Here is a 15,043-nt window from a genome sequence, read left to right as displayed (position 1 = left end):
TAAACGTACATCTAACGGCTAGTGCGATACTTAACCAATGACGGACTTTCACAATCTATTGTTTCTATGTAGATATTACGTTCCTTCCACATGACTTCAATATCATAAAGACAAAACGAATATTTAGTTGGATCTACAACCCAAACCCCATTAACTTGAACTGATACTGATGTAAATAATTCATTATCATTACCCCAACAAGCTAAAACCAAATACTTACAACTTGCACCATTATGAAAAATAACGAACGCAGCCGTTTGATCCCATTCGAGAGTTATTTCAGATTTAACCTCTGTTAGTCGTTGATGAAAAGCGACCATATTGATTGGTTCTTCATTTGCTGAAATGGTATAAATCTTAACTCCATCCACATCTAGCCAATCTTGCTCACCTTCCAGTTTTCGTAATTTATACATTGTACCTCCTTGTACGATTAACGCCGCAATAACACGTGCGAAAGACTGACTTACCAAACCAATTATACTCTAAACCGCGAATGCCGAGTGTAATAGCATCGTGTTGATTGCTTTGTTACACGATCTTTGTCAACGCTTCGCTTTAATTGGTAAAGAACTGATTTACCAAGATTTACTATAAACTAAGTTTAATTAGACTGGCTCAATTAAGCGAGCAAAATATCTAATCAACGGCAATAACTGTGAAACGAAACAATCCCTTTTTCTTACACCATTTGTACGACTTGGTTTCAACAAGTTTGGAGCTAATAAACCAAACATCCAAACCACAATTGGGATTGAAAATACTGCGAGCAAAACACTGATTCAGGATAAAATGAGGCATAACCAAAGAACAATTGAAGCGTAAATTAGCCGCTGAAACGCCTGAACTTGGGGCAATAATAGTTCAATGCCGAACCTGATGAAATGAAAACTAAAAGGCAACAAAGAAGAAATTCACGCTTACTAAGCCGAAACTACGAAAACTGAGATTCTATTGATGAACCGTGAAAAAATTTCGGACTCAGTACGCACAACGCCTGCATAACACGTTTACTACTATGCAATTATACTTAATATTGACGCCTTAAAACGAGAAACACTCGGCAAACTGAGATTGCCGAGTGTAGTAAATCGTGTTGATGCATTTGTTACATGCGACTCAAAGAATGAGCAGATACTCTATCTTTAGCCAACTCAATTACTGCATGCCCTAATTGAACCAAAGTACCAAAACTTGGTGTCGTTTCAGGTTTTAATGAACGATAAGCACTCGTTCTACTTTTAATTCCTGCACGCTCAATTACAACACTGTGGCCAAATTGTTCAACATAAGAACGAATGGCCGCTTGCAAAATGTCAGCTCGACCTTCTTGCATTGAATCCCATGAAGCCTGCTTGATTACCATTTCCATTTCTTTAACGTCAAAAGGCGTTAAATCAGATTCAGTATAACTACCAACCGTGATTTCTTTTAACGTTGCAGCAGATAATTCAGCACCACTCCAATCAAGAGAGCCGTCAGCCGTTAATGCAAACTTTTGAAAATTAGCCACATGGCTAAATGCTTCTTTTTGGAAATACTCAGTTAAGTTTGCTTCACCGGTATAACCGTCACTAAAAGTAAGCTCAAGTGTAAAATTAGCTACCAAATCAACATCAATTACTTTCAACATACGTCACCTATAATTTACCCGGATTAATACCAGCAACTGCTTGTTTCCACATTGCCATCAATTTTACTCGATTGCTTTCAATGTGAGCTTCTGCTCGTTTTCGTTGCTTATTTGGTAAATAACCCTCTAAGCACTCACCTGTTTCAATTGCTATAATTAGCTCATAGCTACCATATTTGACATGAATATGAGGCAATTTATGCTGCTTGTTATCGAAAAAATACAGACAAAATGAAAGCCCAAGCAATGCATCTATCTCTGGCATAGCAACCTCTAATTATCAAATCTGGTTAAACTATAGCACCGTATCTCAAAAGAGACAACTTTAGCATGTAACGCCTAGAATAATGCGTGTAAACGACGGATTAATAGCACTAAATACACTTTAAACCACAAACGCCGAATGTTATAAGCATCGCATTGATTCGATTGTTAAATTTGCCACTAGTGACTCGGTTACAGCAGCTGTTAAATTTGACGAGCAAGCCTGCGCCGATGTCTTTGTGATTTCTATATGCTAAAACAAGGGAAATACTCATTTCACTTATCTAAATATCTATTTATTTCAAGTAAATAAACCAACTACCACACGATAACTGGAACCGCTTGCAGCAGCAAGCTTTCTACACGAAATAGAATAATCCTTATCACATTTTCAATGAAAAAATAAATTCACCGTTTATCACTTTGAATCGAGCCAATACCGTAACCTTGCCTCCACATTCATCACAACATGGTACCTGCTCTTTGCTTTCCGCGTATTCTCGCCATAATAAAGGACTAATGTCCTTTATCCGCTCTTGGCCAAGATACTGTCGAGCTTTATTCAGCCTCTCTCGACATCGATTATGATACAAACCAACAAAGTGGTATTGCTGCTTTTTTGGTATCGCTATATGACTTAATATACGCTCAATAAAATGATTAGGCTCTAGCCTAATCATTTCTGTTTTCTTTGTTTGATGAGATTTGTACTTAACTCGCACTTCCTTGTTCGACACGTGCATAATTTGACTGTTTTTTATGGCTCCGCCACGAACATATCGCGCTAAATATTTAACAACGCCAGCACCATGTGAGTACGGTTTTGCACAATGAACAACCCAGTCCAAAACACCCCATTTATTAAAAAGATTTAGAACATCTTGTTTTGAAAGCGTGTCAGGATAATTTAACTCTCCTTTATTCATTGCTGCGCGTAGCGCTGCAATGAACTTACCGCGAAACAGCTTCATCATAACTCTGGCAGGAAATAGAATACTTTTCTTTGGTTCAACCCAACCGTCATCACTCAATCCACCATGAGTAATTAAGCAATGAAGATGAGGATGAAAAGTTAGATTTCGAGCCCAGGTATGTAGAGCCAAAACACACCCAACCTTAGCACCTAGAAATCGCTCATCCGCGCTTAATATCTGAATCGTTTTACGTACAGAGTCAAACAGTGTTTGCTGACATAATGCTCTGTTATATCGCCATATTTCATGTAACTCATGCGGAAGAGTAAATACCCAATGATGATGAGAAGTATCTAAAATAAACGAATCAACTTTCTTAAGCCATTGCTCTCTTTTAAGAGCACCACATTGTGGGCAACTTCGATGCCCGCAGCTGTTGTACCAATAGCCATTGAGATGACCATTATCACAATACAGCGCATGACCTCCCATCGATGAAGTTCGACAAGATGAAAGCCGACTGATCCCCTTAAGTTGATATAAAGGGAGTCGATGGTTCTTCGAATATGATTCAAACCTTTTTTGTAAAAAGGTTTGAACTGTATGTTTACTCATACAGTAAATCTAACCATGAAGGAGATGTTTAAGAGGGATAATTACGAGGCAGCGCACTCTTCGAGCTTGCTCGGCAGATTTAACGCCGCAATAACACGTGCGAACGCCTTAATTACCAAACCAATTATACTCTAAACCGCGAATGCCGAATGTAAATAGCATCGTGTTGATTGCTTTGTTACACGATCTTTTTCAACGCTTCGCTTTAACTGGTAAAGAATTGATTTACCAAGATTTACTGTAAATTGAGTTTAATTAGACTGGCTCAATTCAGCGAGCAAAATATCATTTCAACGGCAATAACTGTGAAACGAAACAATCCCTTTTTCTTACACCATTTGTACGATTTGGTTTCAGCCAGTTTTGAGCTGATAAACCAAATATCCTTACCACAATTTGGATTGAAAATGCTGCGAGCAAAACACTGATACAAGATAAAATGAGGCATAGCCAAAGAACAATTGAAGCGTAAATTAACCGCTGAAACGCCTGAACTTGGGGCAATAATAGTTCAATGCCGAACCTGATAAAACGAATATTAAAAGGCAACAAAGAAAGAGGAAATCCACCCTACTTTCACGACTAAAAAACTAACGGCTCAATCGCTGAACTGAGCCAAAAAACTGCAATCTTAGAGTTCGTGTAACGCCTGCATAACACGTTTACTACTATGCAATCATATCTAAAATTGACGCCTTAAAACGAGAAACACCCGGCAAACTGAGATTGCCGAGTGTAGTAAATCGTGTTGATGCGATTGTTAACTGCGCTTCAAATTAATAATGATAGCGACAGGAAATTATTGTCAAATGTGCATCATTAACTGCATAAACTAATCGGTTGGTGTCATCAATTCTACGTGACCAAAAACCTGCCAAATTTTCTTTCAATGGCTCAGGTTTACCAATACCTTCGAAGGGAGAACGCTTCACATCAGTAATTAATTTATTGATGCGTTTCAGCGTTTTCTTATCCTGACCTTGCCAATACAAGTAATCATCCCAAGCATCGTCAGTCCAAGCTAACATTCGACTCATTCAAGCAAGCCTCTTTCCGTAGTTTGACCAGCATTGTATTGAGCAATTGATTTGTTTAGATGAGCAGCATTAGCTGGAGAACGAGATAAATAAATCGTTTCCATTAAGCTATTATAATAATCCATAGACATTACAACTGCATCTTCAGAATCTCGACGAGTGATAACTGTGCAGTCCGCATCATTAACTACGCCATCAAGAACAGATTTAAGACCATTTCGAGCTTCAGTAAAAGAAACTATACGCATAATTACCTCTTTGTTAAGTTGTACTTAATATTGAACAAGTCTAACTCATTAAAATTGAAATGTACAATTTATTGCACAGGTAACAAAGAAGCAGTTAACGCCGCAATAACACGTGCGAACGCCTTAATTACCAAACCAATTATACTCTAAACCGCGAATGCCGAATGTAAATAGCATCGTGTTGATTGCTTTGTTACACGATCTTTTTCAACGCTTCGCTTTAACTGGTAAAGAATTGATTTACCAAGATTTACTGTAAATTGAGTTTAATTAGACTGGCTCAATTAAGCGAGCTTAATATCACATCCACGGCAATAACTGTGAAATGAAACAATCCCTTTTTCTTACACCATTTGTACGATTTGGTTTCAGCCAGTTTTGAGCTGACAAACCAAATATCCTAACCACAATTGGGATAGAAAATGTCACGAGGAAAACACTGATGCAAACTAAAATGAGGCAAAACCATGAACAATTGAAGCGTGAATTGGTTTCTGAAATCCATGAACTTTTGGCAATAATAGTAAATTGCCGAGCCTGATAACACGAATATTAAAAGGCAACAAAGAAAAAGGAAAACCACCCTACTTTCACGCCTAAAAAACTAACGGCTCAATCGCTGAACTGAACCAAAAAACTACAATCTTTGAGTTCGTGTAACGCCTGCATAACACGTTTGCTACGATACAGACTTACCTGAATTTTACCGCCTTAATCACTGAAACTAAAGGCAAACTTATAACGCCGAGTGTAGCAAATCGTGTTGATGCATTTGTTATATTTTATTAACCAAACGTTCTTCCAGTTTCTTCAAAAGTTCACCATTTTCAGTTTTCCAACTTTGAGGCCCACTTCTACTATTTCCAGCGACAAGAGCAGCGGCATAAGATGATGAACTAAGGAGCTTATCTTTATTTAGCTCATAATATGTTGGGAATGCTGTCAAAGTACCTTCATTAATCATTTGTTCTTTAATACTTAAACTTTTCCCGGGCATGCTAGTTGAATTATTAAGTGAGATTTGTGAACCTTTTAGTAATAAAAAACCATCATCAGAGACACGACCTGTCGCTATGATTTTATTCACATTAAACTTGAGTAAATGATTACTTAAAGTATCCATTTTCTCTTCAGGAGCAGCTACTTGAGCAGATATTGACTCTAATATTTTATGCCCTAAACTACCTAGTACTAATTTAATATTATCTATAAATTCTTCCATTGCCGCTGCATCAGCTCGAGGAAGGCTTGATTTTGTTGGATTATTAGAGTTTTCTAATTTATAACGTTCTGCAGATTTACTTAATTCAACCAATCTTGCTTCAAGGTATTTCACGTGAGCTTTAGTCAAATTCTCATCTTTGCTTGTGAAAATAATAACTTCATTCCAAAAGTCTTTTTCACGATCATGATTAACTAAACGCTTAAAAACATCCTCTGATTCTCCAATATAAGCAGAATGACTGTCATCATTCGATGTTTTTTCAAAGAGGAAATAAACCCCTGGTCTTTTAGATTCATCCCAGCGATTAAGCTCAGAGAAACGACTTCTTGGACAAGCTAATGCTTGACCTGACCAATTTGCGATTTCAACGTGTCGTAAACCTGTAGGAGTACCGTCTGCCAAGAAAATCCTTATACTTCGACCAAATTTAGACATAAATCCTCAATACTAAAATTAAAATATAACGCCTGCATAACACGTTTACTACTATGCAATTATACTTAATATTGACGCCTTAAAATGAGAAACACCCGACAACCTGAGATGCCGAGTGTAGTAAATCGTGTTGATGCATTTGTTATGCGATAGTTTACTTGCGTTCTATAACTTTAATCTCTGCGTCAAAACGAAAATTTACCATTCTAATATAGCCATTATGGTAAACTGGAATACCGTATGTTACACCATCCCCAGTAACCTGACCCACAACCTCACATACAACTTCTTTATCATCTAATGCGCAAAGAATTTTCCAGCCAATCATATTGTTTTTCCTTTAATAATTATAACTAATAAAATATAACGTTTAAAACTAATTAACATTGTAGCTAATTTCAAATAATCCTATTATTTTTACTCGAAAATAATCATTAAACAAACTAACTTTTTGATTTCAAATGTGATTTCCATCTGAAATATCGCATAACACGTGCTGACGACCAACTTTACCAAACCAATTACACTTCAAACCAAAAACGCCGAATGTAATAAGCATCGTGTTGATGCGATTGTTGTGCGTGCTTACTTTCGGCTTGGCCTACTTGGTAAAGAACTGCCCTGCCAAGATTTTCTATGCCCTGATTCTAATTTACCGGTAGTAATTAAGCGAACAAAATGTTCTTAAATTGCGAGATAAAGTGAATGGAAAACAGATACATTTTTTACGTCATTTGAACGGCTTGGTTTCAGCCAGTTTTCGGCTGATAAACCAAATACCCTAACCACAACTGGGATTGAAAATGCTACGAGCAAAACACTGATGCAGAACAAAATTAGGCATAACCAAAGAACAATTGAAGCGTAAATTAGCCTCTGAAACGCCGGAACTTAGGGAAATAAGGGCTAATTTGCCGAACTTAATAATACGGAAACCAAAAGGCAACAAAGAAGAAAGGAACGCTTACGAAGCCAAAACTACGAAAGCCGCGATCCTATTGATGAACCGTGCAAAAAATTTCGGACTCAGTACGCACAACGCCTGCATAACACGTTTGCTACCATGCAGATTAAGCCTAAATTTACCACTTAATACGGTAAACTCAAAGAAACCTATAATGCCGAATGTAGTAAATCGTGTTGATGCATTTGTTATGTTTTTATTAGCTATTTCTTCTAAACATGCTTTACATCACATAAAAGTAAATACTTATCAATATACTCATTAAACTATAATAATTTCAGTTGGTTACAAAATGCGCTACAATCAGAAAAGATCTTTTTATGAAGCTTTAACTCGATATAATTACTTTCCAAACCAAAAAAGTACAATTGGTGAGTTACCACCCTGTTTAAGTACTCGTAGATTTACCCCCGAAATAGTCGAAGAAATAGCAGCAATTCCTAAAGGTGATAATCCCGAACCCCGTGGAAAGGGTTATGACTTAGTTGAATATAAGGCTACTAGATATAATAATGTTCCAAGAGTACTTTCTTTAGTTCACCCTAAAGCTCATTCGTTACTATGTAAGCATATCTATGACAATTGGGATAAACTTAACCATATAGAAACTAACGAAAATAGCAAAATTAAACCTGAATACCATGAGGATGGTCGATATGTAATCATGGGATATGGGTGTGCTATAGATAAAATAGACGCTATACACTCTAAGAGTTTTGGAAAAAAATTTAGAGTTCATACCGATATATCAAATTGTTTCAATAGTATTTATAGCCATTCTTTGTCTTGGGCATTGGTCGGAATTGATGAAGCTAAAAAGAAATCAGGCAACAAATTTAACTCGGAATGGTTTAATCAATATGATTTTCATTTACGCAATACAAAAAGGGGAGAAACTCAAGGTATACCAATAGGACCAACAACATCAAATGTTGCTGTAGAAGTAATATTAGGTAAAGTTGATGGTGTATTAATCGAAAATAAATTCGATTTCCAGCGCCACATAGATGACTATGAATGCTTTTGTCTTACTAGAGAAGACGCTGATAAGTTCATTCTAATTCTTGGTAAAGAATTAGCAAAATACAAACTCACGTTACATTTAAATAAAACCAAAATTATTGAACTCCCTCATCCCCATGAGGATGAATGGACAATTGAACTCAAATCTGCCCTTCCAAGCAGACTTCAAAATGACAATGATGCTCCTAAATTAAGCCCATCAGAAGCCTTGTCTTTTTTAAATAAGGCCGTTTTACTAAATAAAGCTACACCTGATGGTAGTGTCTTAAAATATGCTATACATATTATATTAAATTATTTACAAGATAATACAGCCCCATCGGTTTATTCATGTGTATTAAATTTAGCATGGCACTACCCAATATTAATTCCTTTTTTAGATACCTTAATTGAAAAATCTGATTTAAGACCTGATTCTTACACCGAAAATTTAAACCAAATAATTATTGAAAATGCTAAGCATAGTCGCTCCGATGGCATGTGCTGGCCATTGCATATTTTCCGTAAATACGAAGTTGTCCCTTCGGATGAAATTATAGATATAATCCTCGAAAGTAAAGACTGCGTTGCAATTACAATATTAAATTCCTTTATTAAAGATAACAATAAAATTAAAGAGTTTGCAAAATCAATAATAGAAACTGATGACTTATATGAAAAAGACCGATATTGGTTACTTTTATATCAATTATTTTTTAATGGCGATATTAAAAATGCATATAAAGATAAAAAAGTGTTTGAAATAATGAAAAAAAACCAAGTTGACTTTATTCCTACGGATGAAATTTCAGAAGCAGAAAAGGAATGTGAACGATTAAAATTGGTTGGTATATTTGGCCCTATTGAAAAGCTGATTTTTTAAATAATAAACCGACCTTTAAACTTCTTTGAAGGTCGATTTAAAAACATAACGCCTGCGTAACACGTTTATTACTATGCAGACTAAGCTGAATTTTACTGCCTTAAACACCAAAACTAAAGACAAACCTACAACGCCGAATGTAAGAAATCGTGTTGACGCATTTGTTATATGCATATAGACTCTGTACAACTATGTATTACAAAGTATAACTTATTAAGGTTTAATTATGAGAAATGAAATGCTAAGCACCCGCATAGACCATGATACCAAACTTGCTTTCACTAGCATCTGCGGTGAAGTTGGCCTAAGCACATCACAAGCAATTAAACTATTTGCTAAAGCTGTCATTAACCATGGTGGTATTCCATTTGATCTACGAGTTCCGCAGCCAAATGAAGTTTCTGCTGCTGCAATGAAAGAACTTGTTGAAAATAAAGGACATAAAGCCAACTCTATAGATGAGATGTTTTCTGAGCTCACTGAAGGCAAAGTGACAAATGTATAACCTAGAATACTCCACGCAATTTAAAAAGGATTTTAAGAAGATAACTAAAATGCCAATCTCCAATATCATCGAAGTTGGCAATATCATCTCAAAATTACAAAGAAATGAAACATTAGACCCTAAAAATGTAGATCATTCTTTAACGGGAAATTGGAGTGGTTTTCGCGACTGTCATATAAAACCAGACTTAGTTCTCATTTACCGTATATTTGATGGGCAACTACAACTAGCAAGAATTGGGTCACATAGCGATCTATTTTGAACCTGACACTGCATATAACGCCGCAATAACACGTGCGAACGCCTTAATTACCAAATCAATTATACTCTAAACCGCGAATGCCGAATGTAAATAGCATCGTGTTGATTGCTTTGTTATACGAGCCTTGCTTTCGCTCCGCTTAAATTGGTAAAGAACTGATTTACCAAGATTTACTGTAAACTGAGTTTAATTAGACTAGCTCAATTAAGCGAGCAAAATATCATTTCAACAGCAATAACTGTGAAACGAAACAATCCCTTTTTCTTACACTATTTGTACGATTTGGTTTCAGCAAGTTTTGAGCTGATAAACCAAATATCCTAACCACAATTGGGATTGAAAATGCTGAGAGAAAAACACTGATGCAGACTAAAATGAGGCATAACCAAAGAACAATTGAAGCGTAAATTAGCCGCTGAAACGCCTGAATTTGGGGTAATAATAGTTCAATGCCGAACCTGATGAAACGAACACCAAAAGACAACAAAGAAAAAGGAATCACCCTGCTTTCACACCTAAAAAACTAATGATTCAATCGCTGAACTGAACCAAAAAACTGCATTCTCAGAGTTCGTATAACGCCTGCATAACACGTTTGCTACCATGCAAACTAAGCTGAATTTACCACTTAATACGGTAAACTCAAAGAAACCTAGAATGCCGAATGTAGCAAATCGTGTTGATGCAATTGTTAACTGCGCTTTTCAGCTTTAGTTACACAAACAGAAAACAGCTCTTTCATTGGCACATAGTTACAATGATAACCATGGATATTTGCGGCTACCCACTGCTCAGAAGTAATCCCAGTAAAATTAATATTGTAACCACAGTTGATTGCAATATGTTCAAACAATAAACGTTGGGCACGACCATTACCTTCACGGAATGGATGTAGAACATTAATATCGCAATAATACTCAGCTAACTTAGTAAGAAATTCATCGTATGGTAAATCTACTAAATACTTATCTTTTTCTAACATTGAAAATAGATTATTTGCTTCTTTTTCAATCCTAGCCACATTACAGAAACGTGTATTTCCCTTTGAAATATCAATCGTTCTTAACTCGCCAGCCCATTCAAATAGATCGGAGAATAACATATGATGAATTGAACGCAGATAGCTGAAATCGTAAGGAGGCAATTGAAACTCTACATACATTGCAGCTAACGTTGTTAAATCACGTTCTGCAGCCTCTAATACCGCTTCATTGTTGATATTGAGCTTATTAACAAGAACCGTACTATTTTCGTAAGTGTAAGGATCTTGTGTTGTGCCATATTTATCAGCCATTGAGCGCCTCTAACGAATTTACGTTTGAGTATTTGTTTAACAAAATTTGACGTTGTTGCTCTCTGTCGAGTGATAAATCGAAATTACTAGCAACATCATGCCCCTCTAAACGCATACTTTCTTTAAAGTTATCCATTTTAACTTGCTCGAAATAGGCATACTTTTCTTCGTAAGAAGAAAGCATTGAATTACTTGGCATAACTAAATCAATATCATTAAGTTGAGATTGGATCGCTTTCCCTGATTCAAAAACACCCCAGCTATTAATAGAAAAACGGAAGGTTCGGCCCTGGCGCTCTCTTTGAATGTTTAAGCCTAAATTTTCAACTAATGAGTTAACTACGGATTGTACTTTACGTTCAGAAATCCCAGTTGCAGCCACGATAGCTTGAGTATTTGGAGATTCCAATCGTGTCATTGCAGCTAAAACTAATAATTCGTACTTCATGCTTACCTCGCACATTTATGCGGAAATAGTATTAGTCTACTACTCAAAGAGAATGATTACCATATTTGAAAGCTAAATTAACAAAGAAGCAGTTAACGCCTGCATAACACGTTTGCTACCATGCAGATTAAGCCCAAATTTACCACTTAACACGGTAAACTCAAAGAAACCTAGAATGCCGAATGTAGCAAATCGTGTTGATGCGATTGTTATGGTGATTGTCTTGCACCTAACTGAAATGAGCAATATAACAGTTACTTTAAACTTGCTTGGATGATTAGCAATTCAATGTCTTCGGTAGAATCATTTAATAAGCCATGAGTACCAAAACGTTTATTCACAATCATGTCGCCAGCAATAACTCGTTTAGTTTCACCCTCAATAATCATTGAGCCTTCACCTTTGAGGATTATATACATTTCTTCATCATTTTCGTGAGAATGATCCCCCATTGAACTACCTGGCGGCATAATGACACGAATAGCAAAATCCCAAGCACCATCAAAATCTTTACGTCTAAATGCACGGTAAATATCAATAGAGCCAACACCATCATGGCTATTGTTATCAACTTCTTTATCACAATTGTAGAAATTACGAATCATTGCTATCCCTTTCTATTCTTGTCCAATTAATAATATTTCTTACCGCTAAGATGTTAAATTAAAAACAGTTTACGCTCTACCAAAACCACATAGAAAATGTCACAAAAATTACCATAACGCCTGCATAACACGTTTACTACTATGCAATTATACTTAAAATTGACGCCTTAAACCGAGAAACACCCGGCAAACTGAGATTGCCGAGTGTAGTAAATCGTGTTGATGCGATTGTTAAACGAACTCTTACTGCAAACCACGGTCATTAAGAACAAATTGGCGTAACTCGCGCTCTTCTCTCATAACGTAAAGGATATACACAACATCGTCATTGGTTACTTTGTAGAAGATACGACATGGCGGTAACACTATTTCACGATAATCTAAATGAGGAAGCTCCGGCACATTACGACCTGAAAATGGAAAGTCTTCCAAACGTTCAACACAATGAAAAACTGACTTAACTAACGCTTTAGCCGCTAAGATATTATTAATGGCTATGTATTCCGCAATTTCGTCTAAATCTAGTAATGCTGATTCAGTCCAATTAATTACAGCCATTTATTCATCTTCTCTTTTGCTACTTCATGAGAAACGACACGATTATCTGAAATAGCTTTTTCACCACGGGCGATGCCTTCAAGAATGGCAATACGTTTTTGCATAAATTCATAATCATCGACATCCAACAAATACGCAGATGGTTGACCATGCTCTGTAATTAATACCGGCTCTTTTGAGGCATGAAGCTCAGAAAGAATTTTAGTAGCTTGACGCTTCAATGTAGTGACTAATTCAACTTTCATATTCAGTTTCCATTATCGAAAGAACAAAGTATCACTATTGTATCACTTAATTAGCCATTGAGACAGTTCATTTAACGCCTGCATAACACGTTTGCTACCATGCAGATTAAACCAAACTTACCACTTAATACGGTAAACTAAAAGAAACCTAGAATGCCGAATGTAGTAAATCGTGTTGATGCATTTGTTATATGGTTATGACCTCACCGGAGTTCCAACACCATACCCAAACTGCAATATTAGAGATAGATGATTCTCTCCAAAAATAAGATGAATAACGCTCAAAGCACAAATTTTGAGGTTGAGTGTTTTGAATGTTTAAAATAACTTTATTCTTTTTAGAATCGTCTCTATTTGGCTCAGAATCAAATACTCCGACAAGAAAAAAGTAGCGTTTGGAATTAATATCAACAGTAGATAATTTGTTTAAATCCGCTTCCCAAGTCTTTAATTGTTCACCAGGTTTATTAACCCAAGATGATAAATGCCAACACCGTTTAATTTCCATCCAAACTGGCTGTTCTCCGGAATTGGCGGCCCAAATATCACATTCTATATTTTTACCATTATCAACAGATTGATAATTTCTTTCACAGCAAACATAATCAAATTTATTCTTTAAAGCGAAGAATATACAAGATCGTATTTGTTCTTCTTTTGGAAGGCGTTCATTCGGTTCAGATTCTGAAACTTTTTTTAAATCATCAATAACCGTATTTATTAACTTGTCGACTTGCATATTTACCTCAAAACCATATAACGCCTGCATAACACGTTTGCTACCATGCAGATTAAGCTCAAATTTACCACTTAACACAGTAAACTCAAAGAAACCTAGAATGCCGAATGTAGCAAATCGTGTTGATGCATTTGTTATATTCACTCTTACGTCTAAGTGAATAACTGACCGACTGTTTTCATCGGAATGAACATTCTTACACGACCATTGATTTCACAAAGAACCTCGAAACCATATTTTGCGTAGAATGACTCAGCTTGTTCAGTTAAACAATCAACAACAATGGCATATGCTCTCATGTGAGAGTTAATTTCCCAAAGATATTCTAGAGCTTTGATTAAGCTAACTTTACCTAACCCACTTCCATGAAATTCTTTATGAACTGCCAATTGAGCTAAAAGAAAAACAGGAATTGGATAGCGTGGTAATTTTTTAGCCATGGCTTGTGGCAACGTATCACGGCTAATTGAACTTGGCGCAATACTATAAAATGAACAAATTGGATATTTTTGATTTGGTAGAGGCACAGAAGCAGGCAAAACCATAGTGCGGCTGATACCTGCTTGCATATGTTTAGCGGCTTGAGTTTGGATAAAATCATTTAACTCTTTTTCACCGCAGTCAAATGATGCTCTATCGTGTTGTGATTTATCCAATTCTTTAAAAGTCTTGGAATAACTCACTTAAACTCACCACTTTTAGTAAATGCAGCAGCTCCAAGTAATGCTTTATTCGGAGCTTTAGCCTCGTCACAAGCAATCATGAATTGGTCAAATACATTTGCTTCAACAGTGATGCTTTCATATTCAGAAATCACCTGAGTTGAATCTTCGTCCATTAAACGAACAACGTATTCAGTTAAGCTTTTTAAACCAAGTAAAGCTGAAGCTTTCTCAGCCTTAGCTTTGATTTCTTCATCCAAACGGATATCAAGTCTTGCAGTAGCCATAAAACCTCCAATCGTACGGAGTAATTCCGTAATTAACCTGAGTATAAGATTTAAACAACCAAAGCGCAACTTGTACGGAACTAATACGGATTTAATTTTTAAGCTTTGTGAATATAACGCCTGCATAACACGTTTGCTACTATGCAGATTAAGCTCAAATTTACCACTTAATACGGTAAAACCAAAGAAACCTAGAATGCCGAATGTAGTAAATCGTG

At 36.1% G+C, this 15,043-nt stretch carries 19 protein-coding genes and 1 pseudogene; 4 read left to right on the top strand and 16 right to left on the bottom strand.

The window, feature by feature from the left end:
• Positions 1 to 11: 11 nt before the first annotated feature.
• The 8 genes and pseudogenes from VSAL_RS18975 to VSAL_RS23575 all read right to left on the bottom strand — a co-directional run bounded on the left by VSAL_RS18975 (position 12) and on the right by VSAL_RS23575 (position 6,699).
• Positions 12 to 416, bottom strand: coding sequence for a hypothetical protein (locus tag VSAL_RS18975; RefSeq protein WP_012551883.1), 405 nt, complete (start codon positions 414 to 416; stop codon positions 12 to 14).
• Positions 417 to 1,108: 692 nt separating this feature from the next.
• Complete coding sequence (gene dhiA, locus VSAL_RS18970; protein WP_012551882.1) at positions 1,109 to 1,633, bottom strand: type II toxin-antitoxin system antitoxin DhiA; 525 nt, start codon at positions 1,631 to 1,633, stop codon at positions 1,109 to 1,111.
• Positions 1,627 to 1,898: pseudogene (gene dhiT / locus VSAL_RS18965) on the bottom strand (type II toxin-antitoxin system toxin DhiT). Before dhiT ends, dhiA begins: the two are co-directional and overlap by 7 nt.
• Before the next feature lie 382 nt (positions 1,899 to 2,280).
• A complete protein-coding gene (locus tag VSAL_RS18960) occupies positions 2,281 to 3,426 on the bottom strand; it encodes an IS91-like element ISVsa10 family transposase (protein ID WP_012551880.1) in 1,146 nt (381 codons plus the stop codon).
• A gap of 776 nt (positions 3,427 to 4,202) precedes the next feature.
• On the bottom strand, positions 4,203 to 4,463 hold the full coding sequence (locus VSAL_RS18955; protein ID WP_012551878.1) for a Txe/YoeB family addiction module toxin: 261 nt from the start codon (positions 4,461 to 4,463) through the stop codon (positions 4,203 to 4,205).
• Positions 4,460 to 4,711 carry a type II toxin-antitoxin system Phd/YefM family antitoxin gene (locus tag VSAL_RS18950; protein WP_012551877.1) on the bottom strand — a complete coding sequence of 84 codons (252 nt, stop codon included), beginning with the start codon at positions 4,709 to 4,711 and terminating at the stop codon, positions 4,460 to 4,462. The genes VSAL_RS18955 and VSAL_RS18950 overlap by 4 nt, the downstream gene beginning before the upstream one ends.
• Before the next feature lie 775 nt (positions 4,712 to 5,486).
• Positions 5,487 to 6,371 (bottom strand): GIY-YIG nuclease family protein, encoded by an 885-nt coding sequence (locus VSAL_RS18945; protein ID WP_012551876.1) that lies wholly within the window; start codon positions 6,369 to 6,371, stop codon positions 5,487 to 5,489.
• A 154-nt stretch (positions 6,372 to 6,525) separates the two neighbouring features.
• Positions 6,526 to 6,699, bottom strand: a complete 174-nt coding sequence (locus VSAL_RS23575; RefSeq protein WP_012551875.1) for a hypothetical protein — start codon at positions 6,697 to 6,699, stop codon at positions 6,526 to 6,528.
• A 165-nt stretch (positions 6,700 to 6,864) separates the two neighbouring features.
• On the opposite strand from VSAL_RS23575, the gene VSAL_RS23570 reads away from it, so the two are divergent.
• The 4 genes from VSAL_RS23570 (at position 6,865) to VSAL_RS18925 (ending at position 9,987) form a co-directional block, all read left to right on the top strand.
• A complete protein-coding gene (locus VSAL_RS23570) occupies positions 6,865 to 7,059 on the top strand; it encodes a hypothetical protein (RefSeq protein ID WP_012551874.1) in 195 nt (64 codons plus the stop codon).
• Positions 7,060 to 7,627: 568 nt separating this feature from the next.
• Positions 7,628 to 9,220, top strand: coding sequence for an antiviral reverse transcriptase Drt4 (gene drt4 / locus VSAL_RS18935; RefSeq protein WP_012551872.1), 1,593 nt, complete (start codon positions 7,628 to 7,630; stop codon positions 9,218 to 9,220).
• 226 nt (positions 9,221 to 9,446) lie between these two features.
• Positions 9,447 to 9,725 carry a type II toxin-antitoxin system RelB/DinJ family antitoxin gene (locus VSAL_RS18930; protein WP_012551871.1) on the top strand — a complete coding sequence of 93 codons (279 nt, stop codon included), beginning with the start codon at positions 9,447 to 9,449 and terminating at the stop codon, positions 9,723 to 9,725.
• Complete coding sequence (locus VSAL_RS18925) at positions 9,718 to 9,987, top strand: type II toxin-antitoxin system YafQ family toxin (protein WP_012551870.1); 270 nt, start codon at positions 9,718 to 9,720, stop codon at positions 9,985 to 9,987. The genes VSAL_RS18930 and VSAL_RS18925 overlap by 8 nt, the downstream gene beginning before the upstream one ends.
• Before the next feature lie 691 nt (positions 9,988 to 10,678).
• Here the strand turns inward: VSAL_RS18925 and VSAL_RS18920 are convergent.
• From VSAL_RS18920 to VSAL_RS18885, 8 genes are all read right to left on the bottom strand, one after another.
• Positions 10,679 to 11,281 (bottom strand): putative adenosine monophosphate-protein transferase Fic, encoded by a 603-nt coding sequence (locus VSAL_RS18920; protein ID WP_012551869.1) that lies wholly within the window; start codon positions 11,279 to 11,281, stop codon positions 10,679 to 10,681.
• Positions 11,274 to 11,729 (bottom strand): YhfG family protein, encoded by a 456-nt coding sequence (locus VSAL_RS18915; RefSeq protein WP_231850924.1) that lies wholly within the window; start codon positions 11,727 to 11,729, stop codon positions 11,274 to 11,276. The genes VSAL_RS18920 and VSAL_RS18915 overlap by 8 nt, the downstream gene beginning before the upstream one ends.
• A 254-nt stretch (positions 11,730 to 11,983) precedes the next feature.
• Entirely contained in the window at positions 11,984 to 12,334 is a 351-nt protein-coding gene (locus VSAL_RS18910; protein ID WP_012551867.1) for a cupin domain-containing protein, read from the bottom strand.
• Positions 12,335 to 12,577: 243 nt separating this feature from the next.
• Positions 12,578 to 12,892 carry a type II toxin-antitoxin system RelE/ParE family toxin gene (locus VSAL_RS18905; protein ID WP_012551866.1) on the bottom strand — a complete coding sequence of 105 codons (315 nt, stop codon included), beginning with the start codon at positions 12,890 to 12,892 and terminating at the stop codon, positions 12,578 to 12,580.
• Positions 12,883 to 13,137 (bottom strand): type II toxin-antitoxin system Phd/YefM family antitoxin, encoded by a 255-nt coding sequence (locus tag VSAL_RS18900; protein WP_012551865.1) that lies wholly within the window; start codon positions 13,135 to 13,137, stop codon positions 12,883 to 12,885. Before VSAL_RS18900 ends, VSAL_RS18905 begins: the two co-directional genes overlap by 10 nt.
• Positions 13,138 to 13,324: 187 nt before the next feature.
• Positions 13,325 to 14,020, bottom strand: coding sequence for a basic helix-loop-helix domain-containing protein (locus VSAL_RS18895; RefSeq protein ID WP_012551864.1), 696 nt, complete (start codon positions 14,018 to 14,020; stop codon positions 13,325 to 13,327).
• 8 nt (positions 14,021 to 14,028) lie between these two features.
• Positions 14,029 to 14,559, bottom strand: coding sequence for a GNAT family N-acetyltransferase (locus tag VSAL_RS18890; protein WP_012551863.1), 531 nt, complete (start codon positions 14,557 to 14,559; stop codon positions 14,029 to 14,031).
• Positions 14,556 to 14,825: a type II toxin-antitoxin system TacA family antitoxin gene (locus tag VSAL_RS18885; RefSeq protein WP_044583569.1), complete on the bottom strand. Its 270-nt coding sequence runs from the start codon at positions 14,823 to 14,825 to the stop codon at positions 14,556 to 14,558. The genes VSAL_RS18890 and VSAL_RS18885 overlap by 4 nt, the downstream gene beginning before the upstream one ends.
• Positions 14,826 to 15,043: the final 218 nt, after the last annotated feature.

The organism is Aliivibrio salmonicida LFI1238, from assembly GCF_000196495.1.
Lineage (GTDB): Bacteria > Pseudomonadota > Gammaproteobacteria > Enterobacterales > Vibrionaceae > Aliivibrio > Aliivibrio salmonicida.
The sequence above is the reverse complement of the archived record's forward strand: the minus strand, read 5'-3'. Positions and strand labels throughout refer to the sequence as shown.

Coding starts and splice junctions, on each gene's coding strand:
- VSAL_RS18975 (WP_012551883.1), bottom strand. CDS start 416: ATGTATAAATTACGAAAACTGGAAGGTGAGCAAGATTGGCTAGATGTG.
- dhiA (WP_012551882.1), bottom strand. CDS start 1,633: ATGTTGAAAGTAATTGATGTTGATTTGGTAGCTAATTTTACACTTGAG.
- VSAL_RS18960 (WP_012551880.1), bottom strand. CDS start 3,426: ATGAGTAAACATACAGTTCAAACCTTTTTACAAAAAAGGTTTGAATCA.
- VSAL_RS18955 (WP_012551878.1), bottom strand. CDS start 4,463: ATGAGTCGAATGTTAGCTTGGACTGACGATGCTTGGGATGATTACTTG.
- VSAL_RS18950 (WP_012551877.1), bottom strand. CDS start 4,711: ATGCGTATAGTTTCTTTTACTGAAGCTCGAAATGGTCTTAAATCTGTT.
- VSAL_RS18945 (WP_012551876.1), bottom strand. CDS start 6,371: ATGTCTAAATTTGGTCGAAGTATAAGGATTTTCTTGGCAGACGGTACT.
- VSAL_RS23575 (WP_012551875.1), bottom strand. CDS start 6,699: ATGATTGGCTGGAAAATTCTTTGCGCATTAGATGATAAAGAAGTTGTA.
- drt4 (WP_012551872.1), top strand. CDS start 7,628: ATGCGCTACAATCAGAAAAGATCTTTTTATGAAGCTTTAACTCGATAT.
- VSAL_RS18930 (WP_012551871.1), top strand. CDS start 9,447: ATGAGAAATGAAATGCTAAGCACCCGCATAGACCATGATACCAAACTT.
- VSAL_RS18925 (WP_012551870.1), top strand. CDS start 9,718: ATGTATAACCTAGAATACTCCACGCAATTTAAAAAGGATTTTAAGAAG.
- VSAL_RS18920 (WP_012551869.1), bottom strand. CDS start 11,281: ATGGCTGATAAATATGGCACAACACAAGATCCTTACACTTACGAAAAT.
- VSAL_RS18915 (WP_231850924.1), bottom strand. CDS start 11,729: ATGAAGTACGAATTATTAGTTTTAGCTGCAATGACACGATTGGAATCT.
- VSAL_RS18910 (WP_012551867.1), bottom strand. CDS start 12,334: ATGATTCGTAATTTCTACAATTGTGATAAAGAAGTTGATAACAATAGC.
- VSAL_RS18905 (WP_012551866.1), bottom strand. CDS start 12,892: ATGGCTGTAATTAATTGGACTGAATCAGCATTACTAGATTTAGACGAA.
- VSAL_RS18900 (WP_012551865.1), bottom strand. CDS start 13,137: ATGAAAGTTGAATTAGTCACTACATTGAAGCGTCAAGCTACTAAAATT.
- VSAL_RS18885 (WP_044583569.1), bottom strand. CDS start 14,825: ATGGCTACTGCAAGACTTGATATCCGTTTGGATGAAGAAATCAAAGCT.